The sequence below is a fragment of the Roseateles sp. YR242 genome, from assembly GCF_900109745.1.
GTDB lineage: Bacteria > Pseudomonadota > Gammaproteobacteria > Burkholderiales > Burkholderiaceae_C > Roseateles.
The window spans coordinates 1-14,746 of the sequence record NZ_FOAV01000027.1; the positions used below are offsets into that span (position 1 = coordinate 1).

A 14,746-nucleotide genomic window follows, 5' to 3' on the forward strand; every position below is an offset into this window, starting at 1 on the left:
CCTGGGCGAAAAACGCGCTGGCCAGCTTCAAGATCTCGTTGGCCTTGCGCAGCTCCCGCACCTCGCGTTCAAGGTCCTTCACGCGCTGGGCCTCGCTGCTCGTCACGCCCTCACGCACGCCAGCGTCCACCTCCGCGCGCTTGACCCATTCGTTCAGCGTCTGCGGTACGCAGCCAATCTTGGGCGCGATGGACTCAATGGCCGCCCACAGCGACGGGTATTCCCCTCGGTGCTCCTGCACCATCCTCACGGCACGCTCACGCACCTCGGGTGAGAACTTGTTCGACTTGCTCATGGCTCAATCCTCTCAGAGTGTTGAGCCTCCTCAAAATCCGGGGCGATTCATTCATGCCTTCGACCAACGGCTGAAGAGCTTCGACCCACTCGAAGGGCTTCGGGACGTTTGGCCCGGAGACGCCGATCGGCAGCAGGTAGGCCATCTCCGTCCGATGGGCTACGCCTTCCAGATTCAGAAGACGGTGGGATGTCCCTCTGCGCTCATGACCTGCCGCCTTCAGTAGGCGGATCGCCGGGTCTCTGCCTGATAGAGAGACTCGAACCCCTTGAGCTGAGAGACATCAATCGAGTTGTCCTGCCCCCCACGGTCACGGACATCCCGCTTCCGAATCGCACGACGAATACATCTACCCCGGTGAATTTCAAACAACTCCACGACATCGCCGAACAGATAGCCAGTGCTCAAACGCTGCGCGGCGCTCGACGAATAGCCCACGTCACGGGAATTGCGCCTGAGCTCTCTGCTCAAGGTCGCCGGGCTGCGACCCAAAACCGCTGCGATCTGCCGCCGGCTGCACCCCTGCTGGTGCAGCGCTGCCAGCGTCACTCGGTCTTCAGGCTGCAGTTGCTTGTATCTCGTCGTCATCTTCACACCTTACAGGTTGGCAAGGTGTTGCACTTCAGACTTGAGACTGCCCCCTCATAGTCGCTCGCGGCCGGTGATCTGGCTGCGGGAGCCGCCTGGAGTTATGCAGACCTTCCATAGGTATTTACTCCGAAATCGAAAGTGCCCCCCCCTTTGGGGGGCGATTGCAATCTTCAACAAGCGTTTGATTAAATCGGCCGCGGCCATTCGGCCATTCGTTTCATTCCATTTTCAAGGAAGAAGCATGCCTACAATTTCGCTTGCAAAAACCAAAGCGCGTGAACTGAGCGAAGAAGAAATTTCCCAGATCGGTGGTGGCGACCGCCTTTGCTGGTCTGTGGAAACGCAGCGCGAGCAATGTAGCTACGAAAACGGCGTATGGACCTGCCGCCAGTGGACGGAAAAGGACTTCGACTGTGTCTGCAGCTAATGAACCGATAACGGTGCGGGAGGGAGAAATCCCTCCCACTTTTCCGATGAACGGAAAGAAATTTATTCGCTCCACCGCCTTGATCGCGGCGCTTCTTTTTCATGCCAACGCAGATGCCATCGAGGTCACGATTGAGAACTGGTCCAAGGTCTCCCTGGATGAGTTCAGTCCACCGGCATCGCTGCCAGCCGAAAAAATTTGTGATTGGTTCGTTGAGAAGTTGAACTCGTCCGAAAAGCGAATCTCGTGCGGTCGAATCACTCTTGCAAGTGGGACAGCCATCACCCTGGACGACTACAGCATCAGGACCAGCTACCAGCCGATCATCGATCCCCCCAACTGCGATCACGCGCTGCCCGACAAGGTATTCGCGGCGAACGACGCGATGATGAAGACCATGAACGATCCAGCAGCGCGATCTTCTCGCAGGGAAGAAATCGTCAAGATCGCAGAGGTCCATTCCGACACGCTGAAATCATCACTCCTCAGCGAAGCATGCCCCAACATGCGGCGTGCGGCTTCAATCCTCTGGAAGTACTCCGCCAACTGCCGCCAGCAACTGGATCTCGTCATGCCGCTGATCAACGATGCGGACCCTGTGATTCGCAACGAGATATCTCAATGCGTCGGCGCGAACATCGGATACCAAAACGTTGATCGAAAGAAGGCTGCACTGGACGCCGCCGTGGCCCAGTTCCAGATCCCCAGCGCAGTTGATCGGTTGAAAGCCGCCTGGATCGTCGAGCAATCGCTGGGCGATCCAGCCATCAGGGAATACGCGCAAAAGTATCGGCCGCTTTTTGAGAGCGCTTTGAAGATCGCGAAGGTCTCCAATCTGGCTCGATCGCTTCGCATCATTGTCGACCAGCTCCAGGCGAAGTGAAGCTGCCATATGACTTTCAGCCTCCATGATGCCGACGTCCTGCTGTTTACCATCGTTCTTTGCCTGTCGGCCTATGCCGGCGGAGCCAAGCGGCAATCATCTTCCTTGAAGGACGCTCCAGGGCGTTTGCTAAGCCATCGGGAACGCGCGTACAGGTGGTTGCTTCTCCACGTGATCGCACCCGTCGAGATCGCCCTTCCGATGCTGATCCTGATCCTTGACCACCAAATGCTCAATAGGGTGTACATCATGAGCCTGATGGGGATGGCACTTGCAGGGCGTCTATTCAGGAATTTCTCTTCCATCGACTGCCACTGCTTTGGCATGCAATCACCAGGCGCCGAGAATCGAATGGCGTATGTCCTGATCGGGCTCTGTTTTTGCACCCTGCTCCTGTCCATCACCCTTGGAGAACCTTCAAGCGCTCCATCTTCCTTGATCCAGATGCTTCAGATTGCCCTCGTTCTGGGATCTTTCGCTTGGTCGTCTGCCCGGCGCATCGCAGATCCGCAGACAGGCGCCCGCACCAGAAGGAAAGAAGCTCTGCTCGAAGAATCGGCCGCACCCACGGTCCACCCTGCCAACGGCCTTGCCTGGCCTGGTGAAACGGAATCCATTTTGGTGGTGTTTGTCTCTGCGAACTGCAAGTACTGCGCTGCATTATTGAGGTCTCTGTCTTTCCTCAATCCAAGGAGGATCGGATGGACCGCACCCATTGCCATCGTTTCAGACGATCTCAACTACATGAGACATTACAACGTATGTCCGTCCATGTGCTTCGATGCAGCCACAGTGGATGTGGGCTTCAAAAACAAGGGCTTTCCGCATGCGGTTGTCCTGAAGCGTCACGACAACTCAGTGATGAGATCGGTGCTCTACGCAACTGAGGACATCCATGCCGCGGCCTTCCGGCTGCTTTCCGAATCTGCGGAGGAGCAGGCTCCGCGCAGCGAGGCGACGGCGACATGAAGGAGATCATTCAATCGGAGGCCGCGGAATGCGGCTTGGCCTGTCTGGCCATGGTCGCGTCGCACTTTGGCCATTCGGTCGGATTGCGAGAGCTTCGTAGGGACTTCCCAGTGTCGAGCAAGGGAAGCACGCTTGTTCAGCTCATCTCCATCGCTCGGCACCTGGACATCACCTGTCGTCCGCTGCGCTGCGAGATCGATGGGCTCCCTGAGGTCAAGCTGCTCGCCATCCTGCACTGGGGCATGTCGCACTATGTGGTGCTGGCAGCTTGGGGGCGATCGGGCCGTCATCTTCGACCCGTCTAGTGGGCGACGTGAGATATCCAGTAGCGAATTGGATCGTTGTTTCACGGGCATCGCCGTGGTCAAGCAGTGCACATACGCCGCCCATATGGGATTCTTCCGTTCGTTCGATTTGGCCTACGGAAATGCGCCCGGACAGGCTAAGGGCAGCGAGAACTACCTCCCCATCACCATCTTCGATTCGCGCGAAGTCGAGCGAGAAGCCTTCGAGCAAGGAATTGAAGTGGGGAATGCAACGGGAAACTGGGCAAACTCAGGATTCGGTCTCTACATGACCAACCGAATCTGCAGGAACGGCGGCAACTTCTTCATCGCCAGCGGCGCGACTTCAATGCTTTTAACCAGAGGGGGCAAGGTAAGCGCTACTACGATTGCAGTTTAGACGGCACAACGGTTCGCATGGTCATCGATACCTCTGTACTCACAGGCCTGCGTGACGCGCTGGGAAGGTATCGGGAAGAGGGTTACGAAATTCAACGCAAATACAAGGAGATCGTGAGCATCGACCCTTCGTCGGCATCGCTCATGCTTTCAGAGGATTTCGATGTGTCGGTTGTTGACCGGATCCTAGTAAAGCTGAGGCGGGCTCTAGGCTGAAGAGTCGCACCGTCGACAGAGTGCCGCGGAGCGGCCGTTGACGATCTTCCGTTCTTGGCCGACAGCGTTAGTCCGTGTCGTATGCTGTCAGCGGACGGCCGACACGGCAATCGCGCTGACGGAACGTCCGCTCAGTGAATATTCCCCCAGCTCAGGCTGCCTGCCAGGAGCGGTCTGCGGCGACAGGCAGCTTAGGGGTAGCCGCCTCACCCATTTGCATCGAAATCCATGACAATCGATACGAGCCTGATTCCGGCCAACTTGCTGGCTATCCTCGATGAAGTTCGGCAGCAGCCTGATGTCGGGACTGGCTTTCCTCCGGAACTCCTGACATTCTCCGGGCATGTAGAACGGCTCCGTGAATGGATCGAAGATGCCAACGAATTCGGAATTGCTTATGAGTTGCTAGTCTCCATGCTGGAGAATTTCCCTTTTCAGCTATCGGGACCGACAGCGGTGAAGCTGTTGGAGGTCGGGCTCGTAATGCAGTTTAAGACTGATAGGCCCCAGGACGTTCGATTCGATTTCAGATAGCGGCCGGGAGCAGCCATCGGTCAATATCGGCTTTGACAGACTGCTTTTTGGGCAAGCCAATCCAGGCTATCGACCGGCGGCTCAGGGTCGATTGCGCGGCCGTTCAGGTACGCGTGTGGACGTGCATCGCGGCGCCGATCGATGAGCGTCGGCTGAGCAATCGAGACTGGCCTCTCCGCGCTTGGATGACGGCCAAGCGCCTGACACCGCGAGTCCGCGGGTCGGCGCCGAGCAACCGCGTTCGCTGCAAAACCGACTCCTGCTTCAATCGATGCAGTCAGGAGACTTACAGTTCGTCGGTTCTGAGGTCGCCACAGCCAATACCAGTCATCCGACGAGCCGCCGGCTCATCCCCCGCCTATATGATGCGAAACGGGAGAGTCGGTGAATGCAGATAGAGACAAAGAAAAGCCCCAGATTCAAAGCGGCAGGCGCGCCGCTGGAACAACTCACGGTGGCAGGGATGCGCCTCTCCACCGTGGTGGCCCTGGTGGCGATCGGTTCACTGGCGGCGGCTGCCCTCTGCCTTCAGAGCTTCTATCAGTCCTTCCGCCCGATCCCGTCGCATCTTCAGGTGGTCACGGGCACGGCTACCTCGGTCAGCAGCTTCACAACCCTGTACAGCAAGGCCCACGCAACCTTCCGGTTGCCGCAGCCGAGCGGTGAATCGCCCGAGTTCACGTATAAGCCCAACTTCAGGTTGTTCTATTACTTTGCCGACCATCTGAAGGACGGTATGCCCGTGGCCATCACGCTCGGGCCGGGCGGTGCCCATGACATCTGGGGCCTCAAGCTGGGCGACATGGCGCTGATGCTCCCGGAGCAGGCGCGCGAGGCGCGATTGACCGAGGGACGATGGTCCCTTGGGATGTTCATTGGCATGCTCGCTTCAGCGTTGTTCATGGGACGACTGGCGCGGGACTTGCGCAGGCAGGGGCATTAAGCTTCTCAAAGCTGAGACGAACCAGCACCGAAAAACACCCACACCATTGCCACACTGAGCAACGCCGTCCGCACAAGTTGAGCCCACTGCACTTGCTGGGAGGCCGCCCCGCTGAACCCGTGTTCCTGCTTCGCTGGCAAAGGATCGCAGCCGCGAGGCCGAAGCCTTGGCGATGCAGGCAAGCATTGAAGTCATGGCGACGTTGTAGGCGATCCAGCAGAGCGTGTGACAGGCCTGGGGGAGGCAAGGGCACGCATATTTGGCCTCATACAATCAGGTCCACCTCAGCTCGCGGAAGTTATGTAAAGGTTCCTTAGGGCCTTCGAACGCTGCTTTGTCCTTGCAATGCATATTCGCGACTTCAACGTGGCCACTGACCTTCCGGCAACGGCGGCCCTGTTCAGTCAACTCGGTTATCCGGTCATTGAAAACACACTGATGAACCGTGTCCAGGCCAGTGCGCATGATCAAACGGCGAGCCTGTTGGTCGCCGAAGACAATGGCCGCGTCGTCGGTGTGGTGGCGATGCACACATTGACGCCATGGCATGAAGCAACACGATGGGCTGTAATCTCCGCGTTGGTGGTTGACGAGTCCGTCCGTGGCAACGGCGCCGGAGCCATGCTGCTGGCCTCGGCCGAACGGGTTGCCGGCACAAAGGGATGCAGCCACGTCGAGCTCTCCAGTAATGAGGCGCGCTTGAGGGCGCACTCGTTCTACGAACGCGCCGGATACAGCGAGGTGCGCAAACGCTTCGTCAAGCGCTTTGCGCTGCAGGCAACCTCGGCCTAGGGGCGTCTCGACCTGATCGCGCCGGACGCTAGTCAAGGGCGTTGGTCATTGACCGCTTAATCGTCTCGTCGGGAAGCTTATCGGTCCAGCCATCGAGCCTCGCGAACTCCCGATACAGCGGCGCATCGTGCAGAGCCTCTTTCATCGTAGGATCCGAGCGGCCGAACTACCGCTGCAGGTAATGGATCCGCAGCATCGTCTCGATGCCAAATGGCGGGCGGCCGGTCTTGGCCTTTGGGTGATACGCCGTATGCGTCCGGCCAACTCATCTTGAACGGCCCGTCGGCGGTGGCCAGGATCGTGTCCACCAAACCAGACTCAGGTGGACACCTTGCAAGACATCAATCCCTCTATTCGTAGGCGGCGCCACGCAGACCTGAAGGCGTTCGGCCTGCCACCGCGGTCGCTCGACTCGCTGGACACTGTCGAGCATGCGCAGTGGCCCATGCCCGAAGCTACTGCGGCGGGCGCCCGGACTTGTAGATCTGATCCAGGCTGTTGTCCGAGTCCTCAGGTTTGATCAATTTCGTCTGCGAACGCGTGTCGCTGGCGTCGTTGCCGAACTCGATTAGTGAACGTGCGAAAAATGCTTGGTTTGGCGTTTCGCCGGCCAAGCAGCGCGCGCTCATCAGCGCCCTCTCGGGGTTGAGTACCGCCACGCCGGCGCCGTATGGGCAACTGCCGCCAACGCATTCGGTGAGCAAATAGCGGATGTCGCCGCGGTTGAACCACAGTTGGCGCACTGATGCGCCAGGCGCGGCAGGCGATGTGGTCGCGCCAAAACTCTTGCCGTTGTCGGTCGTGGCCGCGTACTCGAGCTCCACCTTCTTGGCGGTACCGTAGCGGTAGGTCAGCGCCTTCGCGGCTGGACCGGCCTCGGGCTTCGCGCACAACGAGACAACCTTGGTTGCGGTCGCGCAGGAGAAGGCCACTACCTCGTCGGGCCGGCACAGCGTCGCTCCAGCCGGGCCGGAGACCGTTGTTGTACCGGCCGCATGCGCGCAAACGCAGAGCGCAACGCCCAGCAATGCAGCCGGTACGTGACCCCGATATCCTCCGCGCCGCAGGCCGCAACTGTGATCGTCATTCGAAGACCTTGTAGGCCGTCTTGAAGTGGATACGCTGTTTTGCATAGATCTCGGGTCGCTGTACACCCCGCTCGGAGCTGAAAATCTACAGGCTGCGCAGCGCAGCCAGCTGGCGGAGGTCCACTTGAGCGCTGAGTTAGGCGTCAGTCTTCATCTTGAAACCATATGCAGAAGTATGTGCCGTTGCTACCCGAGACTATTAGACCAGCGTCGAAAGTTGATTCAGTCAGTGGATACCAGCTTTCGCGTTTTGACCAATCGCCATTTGAGAAGAACTTGCTCTCCGGGATGCTGTGCTGTTGCAGCAGGTGATTGGCAATCTCTTCTGCCTGACTTTTTGGCATGCACTCGCCTTCGTACGCCATGTCCTTCCAAAGAAGCTCTCGCAAGATAGCGAACGCGGATTCCCTGCTGTGCTGAACGAGCATTGAGGCATCGGGTGTGAGGCCGAACTTGCCGAGAACGCGTGACATATCGTTGGTCATCTCTGACACCACGGCACAGCGAATCTCACCGTACTTGCGGGCCTCAATGATGGAGCGTGGGTCGTTCATGGCGCTTAATGTTTAAGCTCAGCGGGCGGTGCAGCCACCCGCTGCAGCGCTAGTTTCGCAAATGCCCGACGTTTGAGTTCAGCGGCCGCCGCAGGGGCGCGCTGGGGATGAAGATGCCGAAGGGCAAACGTGTTTCCCCGCCGCCTTAATGCGGATACGCCATCCGCCTCTCCATCCACCGTTGGAACTGCTCAAACACAAAACTGAGCAGCCAATAGATCATTGCTGCTGCCATGTAGAGCGGGAAGGGCTGGAAGGTGGTGGAGATCAACTCCTTGGTGGCCAGCATGAGCTCGGTGACGGCAATGACCGAGACCAGCGAGGTGTCCTTGATGAGGCTGATCAGGCTGTTGGAAAGGCTGGGCACTGCCGCCCGCAAGGCCTGCGGCGCAATGACATAACGCAGCGTCTGCTGGCGCGTGAGGCCCAGGCTGGTGCCGGCCAGCCATTGGTCCGTCTCCACTGCGTTGATCGCCCCCCGCAAGGTCTCGCTCATGTACGCGGCCACATTGAGCGTCAAGGTGAGGATGCCCGCAGAGACCGGCGAGAACTCGATGCCGATGCTCGGCAGGCCGTAATAGACGATGAAGACCTGCACCAGTAGCGGCGTGCCCCGCATGGCACTCACATACACCGCACAGACCTGCCGCAGCACGGGCAGCCGCAGCACACGAATGAGCGAGATGAGGCCCGCCAGCGGCAGGCCCAGAATCATCGACGCCACGGCGAAGAAGAGCGTGTAGCCGGTGCCCTTGAGCAGCACCGGCCAGGCAAGCGCCAGCAAGGACTGGAGGGCGGTCAGATCCATGGCGCCCCGCGCTCAGGAAGGCCGCCGCCACCGTCGGCGCTCATGGCGCCGCGCCCAGCGGCAGGCTGACATCGCGCTCGAACCATTGCGTGGAAATCTTCGCGTAGGTGCCATCCTTCTTGAGATCGTCCAGTGCCTTGTCGATGGCCGCCTGGAACTTGGGGCTGCCCTTGCGGAACGGGATGGCATTGCTCTCCGGCTTGCCGATCGGTGCCCCCGCCTTCACCGGCAGACGGGTCTTGGCCTTGAGGTAGGGGATAAGCAGGCTGTCGTTCATGGCCGCGTCGATGCGCCCGGTGGCCAGGTCCTGCAGGTATTCGGTGGCGCCGGGATAGGTGCGCACCTCCACACCATCAATGCTCTTGGCCAGCGCCGCGAAGTTGCTGCCCTGGCCCACCCCGATCTTCTTGCCCTTCAGGTCGGCCGGTGTGTCCAGCTTGCGGGTCTCGTTGGCACGGACGATGAGCTGCGGATAGGAGATGACGTAGGGGCCGCTGAAATCAAAGGTCTTGCGGCGCTCGTCCGTGGCGGCCACCTGGTTGACGATCACGTCGTATTTGCCTGCCTGGAGGCCGGCGAGGATGGCGCTCCACTCGGTAGTGGTGAACTCCGGCTTCACGCCCAGCTTTGCCGCCAGCGCCTTGGCAATGTCCACATCGAAGCCGGCCAGTTCACCCTTCTCATTCTTGAAGTTGAACGGCGGGTAGGTACCTTCGCAGGCAATGCGCAGGGTGCCGCGCGCCTTGACCTCGTCCAGCAGGTCGGCCGCCCGGGCCGCTGGCGCCGCAACCAGTAGTAGCAGGGCGGCAAGGCCTGGCACCAGGGCGGCCAGCCGAGCGCCACGGCGGGATACCTGCAGACCGGCCAGGAGCCGGGATGACAGGGGAGGGGCCACGGTGGCGCCGAGGGATGGCAGACGGGAGGCAATGGCGGGCTTCATGACGGTCCTCGTTCCGGAAAAGATGCCGGCATCTTGCCATCAAGCGCGAGGGCCAGGGAGGCCGGGCACAATGGGCCGCACCTGTACCGGGAGACCCCGTCCATGAATCCATCGACCTCGCGCGTGGGCGCCGCACTCCAACGATCGTGGGCCCGCATGGGTGCCGCTGCGGCTGCGCTGCTGGCGGCCCTGGCGAGCCCCTTTTCGGCGGCGGGTGCTGCCCCTGCGGGTGCCATGCCCGCGCCTGGCTTGGCGAGCGAAGTGTCCTCGCCGGCCTTGGCGAGCCCGCCTGTGGCGCGCAGGATTCCGAAGGATGTCACTGTCCATGGGGACAACCGTATCGACGACTACTTCTGGCTGCGCGAGCGGGACAACCCGGCGGTGATGGAGCACCTTCGGGCCGAGGCTGCCTATGCCGACCAATGGTTCAAGCCCCTGCAGGGCCTCCAGGACCGGCTCTACCAGGAGATGGTGGCGCGGGTGGCCCCGGCGGACGAAGACACGCCAGCGCGGCGTGGTGCGTGGTGGTATGGCAAGCGGACCCTGGCTGGGGCGCAATATCCACAATACATCCGCCGCGCGGCGGCGGGCCCCGGGCGTGCAGAGGACCCAACGGCCGAGCCACAGGTGCTGCTCGACCTCAACGAACTGGCCAAGGGCCGCAAGTTCCTGGCCGTGAACCTGGTGGAAGCCAGCCGGGACGGACAGCGCCTGCTCTACTCGCTGGACGACAGCGGCTATCGCGACTTCCAGCTGCGAATCCGGGACCTGGCCTCCGGCCAGGACCTGCCATGGGTGGGGCAACGCACCGACGGCGCCGTCTGGTCCGCCGACGGACGCAGCGTGTTCTACGTGACCGCCAACGAGGCGCGCCGCCGCAACCAGCTCTGGCGCCACCAGGTGGACGCGGCGACGCCGGACGAACTGGTCTTCGAGGAGAAGGACGAGCTCTTCAACCTGCAGTTGGGGCAGACGGCGGACGGCCGCTACCTTCACGTGGTCAGCTACGCCAAGAACGCCACCGAGTTCCGCTGGATCCCGGCTGACCGACCTGCATCCCCCTGGCGCGTGGTGCTGCCCCGCCGCGCCGGGCTGGAATATCGGCTGGAACACCGCGACGGGCAGCTCTACCTGCTGATCAACGACCGTGGCCCCAACTTCCGCCTGATCTCGCTGCCTGCGCCGGCCTCTGCCGCCACATCGTCCGCCACGGCCCCGGCTGCGGCCGCTGCGAATGCCAAGGTCACTTCGGCTGCGCTGGCTTCTTCAACTGGTGCCTTGCTCACCCTGGCGCAGGTGGCCAAGGCCCGCGAGCTGCTCCCGCATCGGGAGGATGCCTCCCTGGAGCGCCTGCTGCCCTTCCAGGACCATCTCGTTTTGCAGTGGCGGGAAAACGCCACGGTGAAGCTCAGTGTGCTGGACGAAGCGGGGCTGGCGAAGCGTTCCAGCGCGCGAGTGACCCCGCCGGTGGCCCTGCGCGACATCCCCTCCCCGGAAGCCCTCTCCAGTGCCACCATCGGAGACAACCGGGAGTTCAACAGCGATGTGCTGCGCATCAGCTACCAGTCCCTGATCACGCCGCCCACGGTGGTGGACTACCGGTTCAGCGAAGGCCATCGGCAGGTGCGCAAGCAGCAGCCGGTAATGGGCTATGACCCGAGCCGTTATGCCACCGAGCGCGTCTGGGCCACCGCGAAGGACGGCACCCGTGTGCCGATCTCGCTGCTGTATGCCAAATCGGTGCGCCGTGAAGACGGCCCAGCGCCGCTGCTGCTGCGGGCCTACGGCAGTTATGGCGCGTCCATCGACCATCGGTTCAACGCCAACGACCTTTCGCTGCTGGACCGTGGCGTGGTGCTGGCCACGGCGCATGTGCGCGGTGGGGGTGAGATGGGGCGGCGCTGGTATCAGGACGGCAAGCTCAGCCACAAGATGAACACCTTCACCGATTTCATCGCCTGTGCCGAGACGCTGGTGCAGCAACGCTGGACCCGACCGGACCGCCTCATCATCACCGGCCGCAGTGCTGGCGGCCTGCTGATGGGTGTGGCGACCAACCTCCGGCCCGACCTCTTCAAGGCCGTGGTGGCCGAGGTGCCCTTTGTGGATGTCATCAACTCCATGCTGGACGAGACCATCCCGCTGACCACCGAGGAGTTCATCGAATGGGGCAACCCCAAGCGGCCTGACGAGTACGCATGGATGAGGGCCTACAGCCCCTACGACAACCTGCGGCCTGGCGCCTACCCCGCCATCCTGGCGCGTGGCGGGCTCAACGACAGCCAGGTGCCGTACTGGGAGCCAGCGAAGTACGTGGCGAAGTTGCGCGGCTTGAAGACCGATTCGCAGCCGCTGCTGTTCGACGTGAACCTCACGGCCGGGCATGGCGGTGCCTCCGGACGGTACGACGCCCTGAAGGAGCGGGCGCGGGTCTATGCGTTCATGTTGGCGGAGTGGGATCTGACGGGGGAGGGGCGTTGACCGCCACGGCAAAACCCATACCTGTGTGCATACCTGTTTCCTGGGATCTTGTTCTGGGTGGGGCGGGGCATAGTGGGCCGCACACGCTGCTCATCACGACGGGACGGGCGGCTCCACCAGACACTGGCGCACGTCCGTCCTGACTCCGCGAAGCAGCCGGTGGCAAGGAGACATTGATGCGAATCGACTGGACCTCCAAGGCCTGGGTGCCTTCCATGCCCCGGCGCCTGGGCCATGCCCTCCTCGTTGGCACCGTGGCGTTGCTGGCGGGCTTCTTCGGCTCTGCCAACGCCCAGACCACCACCTTGGGCACACGTGCTGCGTTGAGCGTCAGCAACCCGGCCGTCACGGCCAATGCGGGTGCCCGCTGGAGCACTTACACCCGGGCGGCGGACTATCCCCGCGCGGTGACCCTGCCACTGCAGTTCATCTCGCTGACCTCGGGCAAGCGGCTGGCGGTGCTGGTCTCTGTTCCGGCCAATCTTTTTGGCCTGCCGGTCGCCGGTCGGTTTCCGGTGGTGCTGACCCAGACCGCCTACCGCATTGATGTGGGTGAATTCCTGGGTGTCTTCACGCCTGCGGGAGGCAACACGCTGCTCATCGGTGGGCTGGACCAATACATGGTGCGTCGCGGGTATGTCACGGTGGCCATTGATGCGGCGGGCACTGGCATGAGTGGTGGTGTGACCCAACTCATTGGCGAGGAAGAGCAGCAGGCCTATCGCGAGGCGGTGGACTGGGTCACGCGCCAGTCCTTCTTCAACGGCAGCATTGGTGTGGCGGGGACGTCCTACCTCGGCATCACCTCGTTGCTCACGGCGGGGCAGCGGCCTTCGGCGGTCAAGGCGGTGTTTGCACAGGTGCCCATGGGGGATGCCTATCGTGGGGTGGCGGGGACGGGCGGTCTTTTCAACGCCCAGTTCCTCAGCACCTGGCTGCCGCTGACGCAGGCGCTCTCCGTGGCCAATGCCCCATCGCTGGCGCTCAACCCCTGGTATGCGGAGCTCATCAACACTGCGACGGTTGATCACGTCACGGCCATCTCGCGCTGGTACGAGCCCACCTTTGATGGTTTCCAGCAGGGGCTGGCCGGCATTGCCAATGACGACGGCAACTTCTGGGCGGTTCGCTCCCCTATCGAAACCGCATCCTCCATCCAGGTGCCCACGCTAATCGTGGGTGCGGCGCAGGACATCTTCCAGCGAGACCAGCCGCTGCTTTATGAGCAGCTCAAGCGCCGGGTCACCACCAAGCTGGTGGTACTGCCGGGCGCGCATCTGCAGTCGGTGCAAGAAGGCATGAGTGACCACAGTGGCAGCCCGGCCTATGGGCCGCCCAGCACCACGGCGCTGCTGCTGCAGTGGTTTGACCACTACCTGCAGGGCAAGGCCACTGGTGCGGCGGCTTTGCCGACGGTGACACAGGTGGTGGCGGGTTATGGCTCTGGGGGCGCTACGCGCTTTGCCACTGCGACGGACTGGCCGCACCCCAAGATGGCGCCGCAGCGCTGGTACTTGCGGGGGGACGGCGGCCTGAGTCTTTCGGCGCCTGCGGACAGTGAGGCTGGCCGCAGTGTTCAGGAGCCTGCGGCGCCGAGTGCCTCGCGGGGCACGTTGCTGGGTGGCGTTTTCACAGCACAGGTTTCGGTGCGTGATGGCAGTGACTGTTCCTCTAGCCAGGTGCAATGGACGCTGGGTCTGGCGGGGTTGTTGCCCAAGGGTTGCTACACCGACAGCCGCCAGGTTGAAGTGGCGCAGGGGGCGGCCATCTATGAGACGCCGGCACTCACCAGCGATCTCTATCTCAACGGCCCCATTCAGGCGGATGTATGGGTGAGCGCCACTCGTACTCAGGCGGCCATTGCCATCCGAGTGGATGATGTAGATCCGGTCACCGGCATTGCCAAGCCGTTGACGCAGGGCCTCATGTCGGCTGCTTACCGCGCGGTGGACACCAGCCGTTCACGCTATGTGCAGGGCATCATGATCCAGCCGTGGCATCCCTTCACCACGGCCTCGTTGCAACCGGTGATTCCTGGCCAGGCCATGCTCGTGCCGGTGGAGATCTTCCCGGTGGCGGCGCTCATCAAGGCGGGTCACAAGCTCCGAATTGCCATCAGTGCCAGCAACCAGGCACAGGGCATCTGGCCGCTGGATCAGCAGGCGCTCGCCAACGGCAACGTCAGCACCATCCATACGGATGCTGCGCGACCTTCAAGCGTGGTGCTTCCTGTGGTTCCCACAGGGGAACTCAACTAGCAAGACAGACGAAGCACACCAGAACGCGGAGAAGCACCAGCAGGGGCCAACGCAAAGAATGGACGTTGGGGTGCACGGTTCGGGAAAGGGGAGGGCTGGGGGGTATTTGCGTAAGTCAAGACACCGTTCTAAGCGTCAAGTCTCTTCGATCGAGATTTGGTGGGGGTTGAAGGGCTGCTTGGACTTGAGCACGCCGTAGACGATGGCCAGCAGCTTGTGCATGCAGGCCTCGACGATCAGCTTACCGGGTTTGTTCTGAGCCTTTAGACGCTGCCAGAACCTCG

At 61.8% G+C, this 14,746-nt stretch carries 17 protein-coding genes and 1 pseudogene; 11 read left to right on the forward strand and 7 right to left on the reverse strand.

The window, feature by feature from the left end; genetic code table 11:
- Both BMY53_RS25005 and BMY53_RS26850 read right to left on the reverse strand, forming a co-directional pair.
- Positions 1-295 (reverse strand): transposase (locus tag BMY53_RS25005; protein ID WP_143074240.1); only part of this gene is annotated, 295 nt, incomplete at its 3' end.
- Positions 296-514: 219 nt separating this feature from the next.
- Entirely contained in the window at positions 515-883 is a 369-nt protein-coding gene (locus BMY53_RS26850) for a helix-turn-helix domain-containing protein (protein ID WP_092949860.1), read from the reverse strand.
- A 244-nt stretch (positions 884-1,127) separates the two neighbouring features.
- Here BMY53_RS26850 and BMY53_RS25750 point away from each other — a divergent pair, with 244 nt between their 5' ends.
- The 9 genes from BMY53_RS25750 (at position 1,128) to BMY53_RS25050 (ending at position 6,333) form a co-directional block, all read left to right on the forward strand.
- A complete protein-coding gene (locus BMY53_RS25750; RefSeq protein WP_143074241.1) occupies positions 1,128-1,313 on the forward strand; it encodes a hypothetical protein in 186 nt (61 codons plus the stop codon).
- Positions 1,300-2,196, forward strand: a complete 897-nt coding sequence (locus BMY53_RS25015; protein ID WP_143074242.1) for a hypothetical protein — start codon at positions 1,300-1,302, stop codon at positions 2,194-2,196. The genes BMY53_RS25750 and BMY53_RS25015 overlap by 14 nt, the downstream gene beginning before the upstream one ends.
- A gap of 9 nt (positions 2,197-2,205) precedes the next feature.
- Positions 2,206-3,165, forward strand: a complete 960-nt coding sequence (locus BMY53_RS25020) for a hypothetical protein (RefSeq protein ID WP_092949864.1) — start codon at positions 2,206-2,208, stop codon at positions 3,163-3,165.
- Positions 3,162-3,470: a cysteine peptidase family C39 domain-containing protein gene (locus BMY53_RS25025; protein WP_092949866.1), complete on the forward strand. Its 309-nt coding sequence runs from the start codon at positions 3,162-3,164 to the stop codon at positions 3,468-3,470. The genes BMY53_RS25020 and BMY53_RS25025 overlap by 4 nt, the downstream gene beginning before the upstream one ends.
- Positions 3,471-3,498: 28 nt before the next feature.
- Positions 3,499-3,849 (forward strand): hypothetical protein, encoded by a 351-nt coding sequence (locus BMY53_RS25030; RefSeq protein ID WP_092949868.1) that lies wholly within the window; start codon positions 3,499-3,501, stop codon positions 3,847-3,849.
- 17 nt (positions 3,850-3,866) lie between these two features.
- Entirely contained in the window at positions 3,867-4,064 is a 198-nt protein-coding gene (locus BMY53_RS25035) for a hypothetical protein (RefSeq protein ID WP_092949870.1), read from the forward strand.
- Positions 4,065-4,292: 228 nt separating this feature from the next.
- Positions 4,293-4,598 carry a hypothetical protein gene (locus BMY53_RS25040; RefSeq protein WP_092949872.1) on the forward strand — a complete coding sequence of 102 codons (306 nt, stop codon included), beginning with the start codon at positions 4,293-4,295 and terminating at the stop codon, positions 4,596-4,598.
- A gap of 463 nt (positions 4,599-5,061) precedes the next feature.
- Positions 5,062-5,541 (forward strand): hypothetical protein, encoded by a 480-nt coding sequence (locus tag BMY53_RS25045; protein ID WP_143074244.1) that lies wholly within the window; start codon positions 5,062-5,064, stop codon positions 5,539-5,541.
- Between the two features lie 345 nt (positions 5,542-5,886).
- The gene (locus BMY53_RS25050) at positions 5,887-6,333 is read left to right on the forward strand and encodes a GNAT family N-acetyltransferase (RefSeq protein ID WP_092949876.1); all 447 of its coding nucleotides are present in this window, start codon (positions 5,887-5,889) and stop codon (positions 6,331-6,333) included.
- Between the two features lie 61 nt (positions 6,334-6,394).
- Here the strand turns inward: BMY53_RS25050 and BMY53_RS25055 are convergent.
- The 5 genes and pseudogenes from BMY53_RS25055 to BMY53_RS25075 all read right to left on the reverse strand — a co-directional run.
- A pseudogene (locus BMY53_RS25055) lies at positions 6,395-6,577 on the reverse strand (transposase); the annotation flags it as partial.
- A 211-nt stretch (positions 6,578-6,788) separates the two neighbouring features.
- Positions 6,789-7,265 (reverse strand): hypothetical protein, encoded by a 477-nt coding sequence (locus BMY53_RS25060; RefSeq protein ID WP_092949878.1) that lies wholly within the window; start codon positions 7,263-7,265, stop codon positions 6,789-6,791.
- A gap of 299 nt (positions 7,266-7,564) precedes the next feature.
- Positions 7,565-7,975 (reverse strand): hypothetical protein, encoded by a 411-nt coding sequence (locus BMY53_RS25065; RefSeq protein ID WP_092949880.1) that lies wholly within the window; start codon positions 7,973-7,975, stop codon positions 7,565-7,567.
- A 145-nt stretch (positions 7,976-8,120) separates the two neighbouring features.
- Complete coding sequence (locus BMY53_RS25070) at positions 8,121-8,783, reverse strand: amino acid ABC transporter permease (RefSeq protein ID WP_092949882.1); 663 nt, start codon at positions 8,781-8,783, stop codon at positions 8,121-8,123.
- 40 nt (positions 8,784-8,823) lie between these two features.
- Entirely contained in the window at positions 8,824-9,723 is a 900-nt protein-coding gene (locus tag BMY53_RS25075; RefSeq protein ID WP_092949884.1) for a transporter substrate-binding domain-containing protein, read from the reverse strand.
- A gap of 102 nt (positions 9,724-9,825) precedes the next feature.
- Here BMY53_RS25075 and BMY53_RS25080 point away from each other — a divergent pair, with 102 nt between their 5' ends.
- Both BMY53_RS25080 and BMY53_RS25085 read left to right on the forward strand, forming a co-directional pair.
- Positions 9,826-12,204, forward strand: a complete 2,379-nt coding sequence (locus BMY53_RS25080; protein ID WP_092949886.1) for a S9 family peptidase — start codon at positions 9,826-9,828, stop codon at positions 12,202-12,204.
- 176 nt (positions 12,205-12,380) lie between these two features.
- The gene (locus BMY53_RS25085; protein ID WP_092949888.1) at positions 12,381-14,462 is read left to right on the forward strand and encodes a CocE/NonD family hydrolase; all 2,082 of its coding nucleotides are present in this window, start codon (positions 12,381-12,383) and stop codon (positions 14,460-14,462) included.
- Positions 14,463-14,746: the final 284 nt, after the last annotated feature.

Excerpts from the sequence above, each read along its gene's own strand:
- BMY53_RS26850 (WP_092949860.1), bottom strand. The coding sequence starts at position 883 with ATGACGACGAGATACAAGCAACTGCAGCCTGAAGACCGAGTGACGCTG.
- BMY53_RS25750 (WP_143074241.1), top strand. The coding sequence starts at position 1,128 with ATGCCTACAATTTCGCTTGCAAAAACCAAAGCGCGTGAACTGAGCGAA.
- BMY53_RS25020 (WP_092949864.1), top strand. The coding sequence starts at position 2,206 with ATGACTTTCAGCCTCCATGATGCCGACGTCCTGCTGTTTACCATCGTT.
- BMY53_RS25025 (WP_092949866.1), top strand. The coding sequence starts at position 3,162 with ATGAAGGAGATCATTCAATCGGAGGCCGCGGAATGCGGCTTGGCCTGT.
- BMY53_RS25035 (WP_092949870.1), top strand. The coding sequence starts at position 3,867 with ATGGTCATCGATACCTCTGTACTCACAGGCCTGCGTGACGCGCTGGGA.
- BMY53_RS25040 (WP_092949872.1), top strand. The coding sequence starts at position 4,293 with ATGACAATCGATACGAGCCTGATTCCGGCCAACTTGCTGGCTATCCTC.
- BMY53_RS25045 (WP_143074244.1), top strand. The coding sequence starts at position 5,062 with ATGCGCCTCTCCACCGTGGTGGCCCTGGTGGCGATCGGTTCACTGGCG.
- BMY53_RS25050 (WP_092949876.1), top strand. The coding sequence starts at position 5,887 with ATGCATATTCGCGACTTCAACGTGGCCACTGACCTTCCGGCAACGGCG.
- BMY53_RS25065 (WP_092949880.1), bottom strand. The coding sequence starts at position 7,975 with ATGAACGACCCACGCTCCATCATTGAGGCCCGCAAGTACGGTGAGATT.
- BMY53_RS25070 (WP_092949882.1), bottom strand. The coding sequence starts at position 8,783 with ATGGATCTGACCGCCCTCCAGTCCTTGCTGGCGCTTGCCTGGCCGGTG.
- BMY53_RS25075 (WP_092949884.1), bottom strand. The coding sequence starts at position 9,723 with ATGAAGCCCGCCATTGCCTCCCGTCTGCCATCCCTCGGCGCCACCGTG.
- BMY53_RS25080 (WP_092949886.1), top strand. The coding sequence starts at position 9,826 with ATGAATCCATCGACCTCGCGCGTGGGCGCCGCACTCCAACGATCGTGG.
- BMY53_RS25085 (WP_092949888.1), top strand. The coding sequence starts at position 12,381 with ATGCGAATCGACTGGACCTCCAAGGCCTGGGTGCCTTCCATGCCCCGG.